General features: G+C 43.6%; 7 protein-coding genes. 2 read left to right on the top strand and 5 right to left on the bottom strand.

The window, feature by feature from the left end:
* The coding region (locus P3C17_RS20205) for a transposase (RefSeq protein ID WP_300931100.1) at positions 1-173 on the top strand (173 nt) is incomplete at its 5' end.
* 709 nt (positions 174-882) lie between these two features.
* Here P3C17_RS20205 and P3C17_RS20200 read toward each other — a convergent pair.
* From P3C17_RS20200 to P3C17_RS20190, 3 genes are all read right to left on the bottom strand, one after another.
* A complete protein-coding gene (locus P3C17_RS20200; protein WP_300931099.1) occupies positions 883-1,989 on the bottom strand; it encodes an META domain-containing protein in 1,107 nt (368 codons plus the stop codon).
* A gap of 81 nt (positions 1,990-2,070) precedes the next feature.
* Complete coding sequence (locus P3C17_RS20195) at positions 2,071-2,961, bottom strand: alpha/beta hydrolase (protein ID WP_300931098.1); 891 nt, start codon at positions 2,959-2,961, stop codon at positions 2,071-2,073.
* A gap of 106 nt (positions 2,962-3,067) precedes the next feature.
* The gene (locus P3C17_RS20190; RefSeq protein WP_300931097.1) at positions 3,068-5,656 is read right to left on the bottom strand and encodes a TonB-dependent receptor; all 2,589 of its coding nucleotides are present in this window, start codon (positions 5,654-5,656) and stop codon (positions 3,068-3,070) included.
* Between the two features lie 292 nt (positions 5,657-5,948).
* Here P3C17_RS20190 and P3C17_RS20185 point away from each other — a divergent pair, with 292 nt between their 5' ends.
* Positions 5,949-8,165: a S9 family peptidase gene (locus P3C17_RS20185; protein WP_300931096.1), complete on the top strand. Its 2,217-nt coding sequence runs from the start codon at positions 5,949-5,951 to the stop codon at positions 8,163-8,165.
* 29 nt (positions 8,166-8,194) lie between these two features.
* Here the strand turns inward: P3C17_RS20185 and P3C17_RS20180 are convergent, their stop codons facing one another.
* Both P3C17_RS20180 and P3C17_RS20175 read right to left on the bottom strand, forming a co-directional pair.
* Positions 8,195-9,178 (bottom strand): 2-hydroxyacid dehydrogenase, encoded by a 984-nt coding sequence (locus P3C17_RS20180; protein ID WP_300931095.1) that lies wholly within the window; start codon positions 9,176-9,178, stop codon positions 8,195-8,197.
* A gap of 78 nt (positions 9,179-9,256) precedes the next feature.
* Positions 9,257-9,742, bottom strand: a complete 486-nt coding sequence (locus tag P3C17_RS20175) for a glutathione peroxidase (protein WP_233080315.1) — start codon at positions 9,740-9,742, stop codon at positions 9,257-9,259.
* Positions 9,743-9,800: the final 58 nt, after the last annotated feature.

The raw sequence follows: 9,800 nt of genomic DNA, 5'->3' as shown, positions 1-9,800 counted from the left end.
AGTTGTTCAGCAAATTTCCTCATCTGAGAAAGAATAAAATGTGGGGAAATCATTTCTGGCAACGAGGTTATTTTGTAGATTCAGTTGGAATAAACGAAGATATAATTCGGCGCTATGTGCGGCACCAAGAAAAAATGGAACGGCAAGAGCAGGCCGAATTGGCACTAGACTAGACAAAGGGCCCCTTTTAGGGGCTTAACACAAAGCCACCTTCTTCAGAAGGTGGATTATTTACTTGCGTTGCTATAGGCGGTCGCCAGGGTGAAACAGGAAAAACGGGACGCAAACAGTTTTGCGTCACGCCTGTTTCACGCCTTGAGCTCTGCGAAAGGCCGGACAAGACGGCCTGCTGTCGCCTCACCACCCGGAATAAGCACCCGAATTCAGAGCTAATCCGCTGTTAAAGTAGTTCACCGCCTCCGAATTCAGAGCTAATCCGCTGTTAAAGTAGTTCACCGCACTCAAATTCAAAACAAATCCAACCAGCAATTGCACCAACGGCGCAATGCCTCCGGCGATTGCGCCCTACACACTTTCATGCAAAAGTATTCCATCAAACAGATAAAAATTTTAAGGTCAACTTATGTCAGGCAAGCTCCGTACCTACAGCAACAACATCTTTATCGCTCTAAGCCGTTTACTAAACGCGATACTGGGTGGAAACCCAAGCTTAACGTTAAGCGCAAGAGCAGGTCTGAATTATAGAAAAGGGCAGTGGAGTCAACAAAGACGATTGATCAATACAATGTTCTGGTTACAACAGGATCATTGTGAATTTGCTATACGGCTGGATACAGATAGAAATCAGCAAGCGCTAAGGGATGTTTACAGAGAAAATAGAGCCTTTGTGACATCAACGACATCACAAAGGCATCAGAATGATTAATTAAGTGCAGGTCTCATTTCAACCACAACTTCGTTGTTATGGAAAAGTTGTAACTTATCACCGTTTAATTCAATACGATCAGCCATCTGTAAGTGCTGAGTAAAGTTTGACTCGTAGTAGTTACTTTGAGCACAGTACTTTTTAGTACTAACTAAAGGATTTACTTTCAATAAGTTAGAGCTTTGGCTGTAGCTGGCGTTAAATACATTACAACCAGAAAAACCATAAAGTTTGGCATTATCATTAAACAACATACGTAAATTGTATTGTTGTGGTACCTGGATAAATTTTACTCGTTCAACCCTCCAGACGATGCCTTGCACTTTGGCAAGATTCAGTTTGTCAGGGCAGGTGGCTCCAGGCCAAAATTGTTCAAATTTTTCGACAAACAACATCTTGTCTTCTTTTGGGCTTTGGCGCGCAACCATAGTGGCAATGACTGCCTTTCCGTTCAGATTTTTGTCTGTCTGGTAATTACGCAACATAGGTATATGATGCTGAGTCATGGCTACAGATGATTTTTCACCATTGCTACATGAGGTAAAAAAAGCATTATTATCAACAACCTGATACATACCTAGCATCTGCATACTGGTATCAAGTTTAATAAAATCATTGGAGCGCACTAACTCATAGTTATCTTTAGACACTACAGGTTTACCAGCTTCATCCAATAATACAACTTTGTTATTGCTAACAAACTGGAACGACGGAATTTTTGCTTGCTGAGACATCAGATGGATCACCCGACCTTCCAATAACCAGGTGCCTTTCACCAAATTTACTTCATGCTGATCAATAAACTCCTGACGGGCTTCAAACTTGCCATCCTGGAACAAATTGACATGATATTTTATACCCGGGCAGCCTTCACAAGGTAAAGTGCCAGTAAAACTCATATCGCGGTCGATAAAAATATGACCAAAGTCAGTGGCTTGTGCCTGAGCTATGTTGTCATTTAATACTTCATTTTCGACTAAATCAGGTTCTGCGGCGACCACAGGTTCACTGACTTCCTGAATGGGAGCAGGCGTCTGCTGAGGCAATTGGCTACAACCAGCCAAAGCCAGCAATACAGCACTTACGATAAAACTATGTTTCATATTTATCTGGATCCGGAGAAAATTGGCGCCATTATAAAGCAACTGTGCAGACAGTCGAATGGTATTACTGATTAAAAATTGTCATATTTCGTTCTTTTGCTGTGGTAACAGAAAGTCCAGGATCAAACCCGAGCTTTCTTTTGGATTTTCCTGCATAAAACAATGACCACCAGTTAACTTATGCAACTGAACAGAATGATTTAATTTACGCCATTTTTCTGCTGATTTGCTGACAAATGGGTAGGTTTTGTTGCCATAAATCAGAAGAGTAGGACTACAGGGTTGCTTTAACTGAGACCAGAGCTGTTTTGGGTAAGAGCCAAATATTTCCGCTTCACGCTCAGCTTTGCATTTTAGTTCCAGCCCGTCATTACTATGATACAAGGCATGATCGATGTAACTTGCCAGCGCATCATCCTGCCAGTTTTTAAACATACCTCTTTGGTGTAGGTAGGTAAAAGCAGAATCTTTATCTGGCCAATGCTGACGACGGTTGAGCGCCTTTTTAACCATGGGATTTTTTTTGTATAAGCCCAGCCAATCCAGAGTTTGCATCAGTGTCAGCATCCCAGGTGTAAACAACACCGGATCAAGTAAAACTACGGCATCAAATGGACTGGTTGTTTTACTGTTAATCAGTGCTGTTAATACACCACCAAAACTATGTCCTACAGCATAACAGGGGGCATCAGCGAATAAGTCTCTGTGTGCCAGCCAGGCATCAAGGGCCAGATCTGCACTTTGGTTCCAGCCTATAAAAGCGTCGCCATGATCGCTGTCACCATGGCCTTGTGCGTCAGATAAAAACAAATCAAAGTGGGGTAACAAGTGAGCTAAAAAAGGTTGGTACATCCGGCTGCAATAACCGTTGCCATGCAAAATATGCAACACCGGTTTACCACTGGGAGAAGTGTAAAATCCTCGTAAGGTAAAACCGTGTTGTGTAGCGTAGCTCCAGGGGATTAAATCCATCTTTTGTCTTTCGTATCTAAACCAGAATGCACTTTGCCATGGTCATACCAGATCTGCAAATAAAAAGCCCGGCGTTAAACCGGGCTATTGAGTTTATCTATGTCGATCAGAAGTTATAGTTCAAACGGACGTAGTAAAAACCGCCGTTGATTCCCATAACAGCAGTGGTCGGGTACTTAGATCCTGCCACGCCTTGCCATTCATGTTCATCTGGATATGCATCAAAAATATTCTGTGCGCCCACACTGATTTCATAACTGTCATTGACGCTATAACTGATTTCAAGATCTGTTGTAATAGCGGAATCTACTTCAATAGGGAAACCGCTATCCAGATGGTCTTCGTAGAATGCTCCAAAGTGGTTAAAGCGGACATAACCTTTCCAATCTCCATAGTTTTGGTTGACGGTAAAGCTGCCGCGAACCCGAGGTAAACCTCGTTCTAGCTGTTCAACTTTTGATGCACTGATATTTGTTTTTAACTCGCCATCGATCAGGTATTCGCTGATACGGTCAACATTAGTATCTGTCCAGTTATAAGCAAAAGCCAGGGTAGTGCGACCATCCCATAAATCAAAACCATAGTTGGCAACTAAATCTAAACCTTGAGTTGTGGTATCGAAATCGTTGGTAAAGTACTTCACGTCGGAAAAACTGCTGGCGTCATTTATGCCAAGTGCCAATAATGCAGTAATATCATCAGTTGTTAACTTTAAAGGAGAGGTCTGACTGATACGGTCTTCTACTTTGATATGGAAGTAATCTAAAGTAACGTACCAGCCGTTAACTTCAACCACTGTACCCACAGAGAAGTTTTTCGACTTTTCCGGAGTTAAGGGTTTGCCGCCTTTCTGCAAAGAAATAGGGTGGGTTGGTGGTAATGTAGCCTGGTCCACCAGTCCTTCAGAGCTGAAAGCCGTAGTCACATTACGCACATTACTTTGGCCTACAGTAGGAGCACGGAAGCCAGTACTGACTGCTGAGCGGAATGCTACTTCATCAGTGGCCTGATAACGTGCTGTAATTTTACCATTGGTGGTATTGCCAAAGTCTTCAAAGTCTTCGAAACGTAATGCAAAGTCCATACGGAAGTCGTCACTGAATTCAGCTCCTAACTCGGTATACGCAGCATAGCTATAACGATTAAAAGACCCGGCATCTTCAGGTTTAAAACCCGGGAAGCCGTTTGAACCTACACCAAAACCTTGTGAAGCCAATGGACCTACTTCAAAAGAAGCTGCATCGCCAGCATAAATTTCAAAGGTTTCATCGCGGTACTCGACACCACCTGCCACATTTAATGGGTAAGGTAAGGCATCTATATCAAATGGTTTGTTAAAATCTAAGTTGGCTGCTTTTTCCAGCTGCACATACTTACCAGGGCTAAATTCACGTGGAGTATTAGCGCCCAAAGAAGGGTTCAGGGTGTTTTTGATATAAAACTCTACTTCACTACGGCCAATAGACATACTGGCATCAAAAGCCCAGCCTGAATCTAATTCACCTTTTACACCAGAAGCTATAGCTGTGTCTGTAACTACACCACCAAACTTAGGCGTAAAACCACCCGGCAACATACCGTAATAAGTAAAGCAGTGTTCCGGAAGGGCATCGACATCTGCCTGGATATCTGCATGGTTACGTATATTGTCGCCCGTTCTTGCAGAAATACCTGGGCAAGCACCTAAACTTTCATCCAGATTGCCAATTAACAGGTTCGCACCACTGTCACCAGTGTAGACACCACCCCGCAGCGTTGGGTGACGGTAATAAAAACCACCTTCGACATCACGTTCTGCCCAGTTAGTGAATAAATAAAATTCACGGTCTTTGGCAACTTCAAGACCAATATTTGCAAATAGTTTCGCATCCCGTTTAAATTCTGGTGAGCCCCAAACCTGAGCTGGGTCTAGAATAAAAGGATTGCCTGCCGCGATCGCGTCGGCGGCATCGGTTACTTGCACTGAACGGCTGGTAGGATCGGCTTGTTTATATTCACCACTGATATTGGCAAAACCGTTATCGGTAAAAGGCAGGCCTATATTGCCGGAAATCTGGCGTAAATCACCGTCGCCTTCATAATGTTGACCTGCTTTCACTTCAAAAGAGCCACCTTCGTCGGCATCTTTTAAACGGAAGTTAATAACACCAGCAATAGCGTCCGAACCGTATTGAGCTGCTGCGCCATCCCGTAAAATTTCAACTTGTTTTAACGCAATGGAAGGGATAACAGAAATGTCCGGGCCCTGAGAACCATCAGAAATACCGCTGCCTAAAAAGGTAATAACAGCAGCACGGTGACGTCTTTTACCATTCACTAATACCAAGGTACTGTCTGGCGGCAGACCACGTAAGTTAGCCGGGCGTATTAAGGTAGAAGCATCATTAATTGGCTGAGCATTGACGTTAAAAGACGGCACTGCCGCGGTCATTAAGCTGACCATATCGCTTGTGCCTGTTTTTGAAAACTCTTCGCCGCCGATCACGTCTACAGGAACAGCTGAATCACCTACCGAACGTGGTGCACCCCTTGCACCAATAACGGCAATTTTCTCAACAGCACCTTCTGCTTTTTGTTCCGCTGCTGCGTCGGGAGTTTCCTGGGCTATTAAAGAGGTACTGAATAATAAACTGCCGCATAAAGCGATTTTTATCGCTGCTGCAACTGGATGGTAGTGGGTTATTTCTTTCTTCATGGATGTTGCCTTCTCATCTGGATTTTTGTGTTGGCTCATTTTTATCTACGAGCTCTGTAGAGACCATATTTGAAAAGCTTTTGTTTGTCTATCGTGATTTAATGTTAATTTGTCGCTTCATTGTGGTGATTTGCCGCACCAATCTGGTGCTTTCGCTGGTTTTGGACGTTTTGCTTCGGAAAATGAAGCGACAAATTTGAACCTGAATAAATGAAAAATATCGGATCGGACTTGCTGTTTTAGTCAAAGTCGATTCAGATAGCAGGGTTACTTTAATCAAGGATTTACAGTAGTGAAAAAACTTCTTACTCCGGCAGCTTTAGCTACCTTGTTACTTTCAACAACAGCACTGGCAAATAGTAGGTTACCTTTAGAGCGTTTGTTTGCTGAACCCGCATTAAGCGGTACAGCTCCTCGTTCTTTAAGCTTTTCGCCTGATGGCAGTCGTGTGACCTATCTCAAAGGCAAAGAGACAGACGCCAACAGACTGGACCTGTGGCAATATCAAATAAAAACAGGTAAACACAGCCTTTTAGTTGATTCAAATCAATTGTTTAGTGGTCCTGAGTTATTGTCAGATGAAGAAAAAGCCCGACGTGAGCGTTTACGCTTATTTGCCAGTGGTATTGTCAGTTATAACTGGTCCAAAGATGGCAAAGCTTTGCTGTTTCCGTTAAATGGCGATTTGTTTTATTACGACTTAGCCAGCCAGAAAGCGCGTAAGTTAACCAATACCGAAGCCTTTGAAACCGATGCACAAATATCGCCCAAAGGTCAGTACGTATCTTTTATTCGGGAACAAAATATTTTTGTATTGGACCTGAAATCAGGCAAAGAAACTCAGTTAACGACAGATGGTAAGGGGCTGATTAAAAATGGTATGGCTGAATTTGTTGCTCAGGAAGAGATGGGCAGAATGACTGGCTATTGGTGGGCTCCTGATGACAGCAAAATTGCTTTTAGTCAGATTGATGAGTCGCCAGTGGCTGAAGCGGTACGTAATGAAATCTATGCCGATGAAATTAAGTTATTTAATCAGCGTTATCCTTTTACCGGCACAGCGAATGTGAAGGTAAAACTGGGTGTGGTCGCAGTACAACAACCTGCAGTGCAATGGCTGGATTTAGGTAAAGAGCAGGATATTTATCTGGCTCGGGTGAACTGGAGTAAAACAGCCTCTTTGTTGACTTATCAATGGCAAAGCCGTGATCAACAGCAACTGGAGTTGCGTTCGGTTGAATTGCCATCCGGTCAGACCAACGTGCTGTTAAAAGAACAAAGCTCAACCTGGCTTAACCTAAATGACGATTTGCATTTCTTAAAAGACAAACAACATTTTGTCTGGGCGTCTGAGCGGGACGGTTATAAGCATCTGTATTTGTACAAACTGGATGGCACTTTGGTACGTCAGTTGACCCAAGGCCACTGGGTTGTTAATAAAATAGAAGCAATTAATGAAGAGCAAGGCATTATTTACTTCTCTGGCCGCAAAGATACACCGCTGGAAAGTCATCTGTATTCAGTACCCGTCAAAGGCGGTGACAGCAAGCGTTTAACTCAGGCTGAGTTTTCACATGCAGTTGTTATGGCTGAAACAGGCCAGAGCTTTATTGATAGTTACTCCAGCGTATTACAGCCGACTAAAGTGGAATTGAAGAGTGTCGAAGGCAAAGTGCTGACTGTGCTTGAGTCTAATACTGTGGCTGGTTCCCATCCACTGGCCGAGTACAAAGATAGTCTGGTAAAACCGCGTTTTGGCACCTTAAAAGCAAAAGATGGGCAAACTTTACATTACCGTGTATTTGAGCCAAAACAGCTTGAACAGGGCAAAAAGTACCCTGTTGTAGTCGGGGTTTATGGTGGACCAGGCGCACAGCGCGTAACCAATAGCTGGAGTGCCAGGGATTTGTATTTCCAGTATCTGGCACAAAATGGTTATGTGGTGTTCCAGCTGGACAACAGAGGATCTGAAAATCGTGGTAAAGCTTTTGAAGACCCCATTTATAAAAAACTTGCCGATATAGAGCTGGAAGATCAAATCACTGGTGTCGAGTATCTGCGGACTTTGCCTTATGTCGATGCAAAGCGTATTGGCATTTATGGCCACAGCTATGGCGGTTACATGGCTATTATGGCGATGTTCAAAGCAGGAGATTATTTTAAAGCTGGTGTAGCAGGTGCTCCTGTCACCGATTGGGCTTTGTATGACACCCATTACACTGAACGTTATTTAGGTCATCCTGCAACCAATAAAGCGGGCTACGAGCAAAGCTCAGTCTTTCCTTATGTGAAAGATTATCAGGGCAATCTGCTGATTTACCATGGTATGGCGGACGACAACGTGCTTTTTACCCACAGTACCAAGTTGTATTCTGAATTACAGCAACAAGGTAAATTATTTGAAAGTATGGATTACCCTGGCAGCAAACACTCTATGTTCGGTCAGCCGGTGCAAACCCATTTACATAAAACCATTACTGCGTTTTTTGAACGTCAATTAAAACAATAATTTGGGGCGGGTATTTAACCCGCCTTTTATCACAATTCGTTGCCACTTAATCTGTTGGCCTGAAAAGCCAGCAGATTATCACTGGTCACCTGACAAATTTGCTGTAAAGCTTCTGTAGTAAAAAACGCCTGATGTCCGGTGATCAATACATTAGGGAAAGTCAGTAGCCGCTTAAACACTTCATCATCTATCAGTTGTCCGGATAAATCCTGAAAAAACAAATCTGCTTCCTGCTCATAGACATCCAGACCTAAATAACCAATTTTACGGCTCTTCAGCGCTTTAATCACGGCTTTGGTATCTATTAAGCCACCTCTGCTGGTATTGATCAGCATCACACCGTCTTTCATCAATGCCAGGCTATCACTATTGACCATATGCTGAGTTTGAGGATTTAACGGACAATGCAGACTGATCACATTTGATTCTGTCCATAGTTCTTCCAACGACACATAGCGTACACCAGCTTTGACCAGCTCATCATTCTCCTGAATATCGTAACAGAGCACTTGCATACCAAAACCAAGCAGGATCTTCGCCGTTGCCGCTCCTATGCGGCCTGTACCCACCAAACCTGCAGTTTTGCCATGCAAGTTAAAACCCAATAAGCCATCGAGCGCAAAGTTGTCATCCCGCACTCTGTTATAGGCTTTATGTAATTTTCGGTTTAAACACAGGATCATCGCAACAGTGTGTTCTGCGACAGCTTCAGGTGAGTAAGCGGGAACGCGGGCAACCCGCAGGTCAAGCTCTTTGGCCGCCGCCAAATCGACATTATTAAAACCTGCGCAGCGTAGGGCTATCATGCCTACGCCCGCGGCTTTCAAATCAGCAAGCACAGGGGCAGACAGATCGTCATTTACAAAAACACAAACAGCAGCATAGCCTTGCGTTAGTTTGGCGCTTTGTTGATCCAGTGGGCCATCAAAAAAGCTGAACTCAAGGCTTGAGTCTGCCCAATCAGCAAAACTTGTCTGATCGTATTTTTTCGCGCTAAAGACTGCAACTTTCATTTTGGGGCTCCTTGCTTCTTGATCCGAATCTCAGAGTAACGCAAAAAGTCGCTGTCTATGTTGTTTTTAATCAAAGCATCAGCTATTCAATACTTCTTCAACCGACTGATGCAAGCTGGATGGCTTAGTGCGTGGGGCATAACGTTTGACGACATCACCCTGACGATTCACTAAAAACTTAGTGAAGTTCCATTTAATGGCACGGGTTTTCATCAAACCACGGGCCTGATCTTTTAAATATTCAAACAAAGGGTCTGAATCCAGGCCATTCACCTGTACCTTGCCAAAAACCGGAAAACTAACACCGTAATTCAGCTGACAGAATTGCTGTATTTCTGCATTGGACCCTGGTTCCTGAGCTCCAAACTGATTACAGGGAAAAGCTAATACGACAAAACCCTGATCTTTATATTGCTGATATAAAGCTTCCAGCTCCTGATACTGCGAGGTAAATCCGCACTGGCTGGCTGTGTTGACAATCAGTACCACTTTATCCCTGTATTGAGCTAAATCGACGTCCTGACCCAGACTGTCCTTCACTTTGAAATGGTGAACCTTTGGCATAACTGTCCTTTTCTGCAACTCGTCTGATGCTTTTGCGTCAGAGCCCCTGATTCTAGTA

The sequence above is a fragment of the Rheinheimera sp. 1928-s genome, assembly GCF_029269265.1.
Lineage (GTDB): Bacteria > Pseudomonadota > Gammaproteobacteria > Enterobacterales > Alteromonadaceae > Pararheinheimera.
The sequence above is the reverse complement of the archived record's forward strand: the minus strand, read 5'-3'. Positions and strand labels throughout refer to the sequence as shown.

Coding starts and splice junctions, on each gene's coding strand:
- P3C17_RS20200 (WP_300931099.1), bottom strand. CDS start 1,989: ATGAAACATAGTTTTATCGTAAGTGCTGTATTGCTGGCTTTGGCTGGT.
- P3C17_RS20195 (WP_300931098.1), bottom strand. CDS start 2,961: ATGGATTTAATCCCCTGGAGCTACGCTACACAACACGGTTTTACCTTA.
- P3C17_RS20190 (WP_300931097.1), bottom strand. CDS start 5,656: ATGAAGAAAGAAATAACCCACTACCATCCAGTTGCAGCAGCGATAAAA.
- P3C17_RS20180 (WP_300931095.1), bottom strand. CDS start 9,178: ATGAAAGTTGCAGTCTTTAGCGCGAAAAAATACGATCAGACAAGTTTT.
- P3C17_RS20175 (WP_233080315.1), bottom strand. CDS start 9,742: ATGCCAAAGGTTCACCATTTCAAAGTGAAGGACAGTCTGGGTCAGGAC.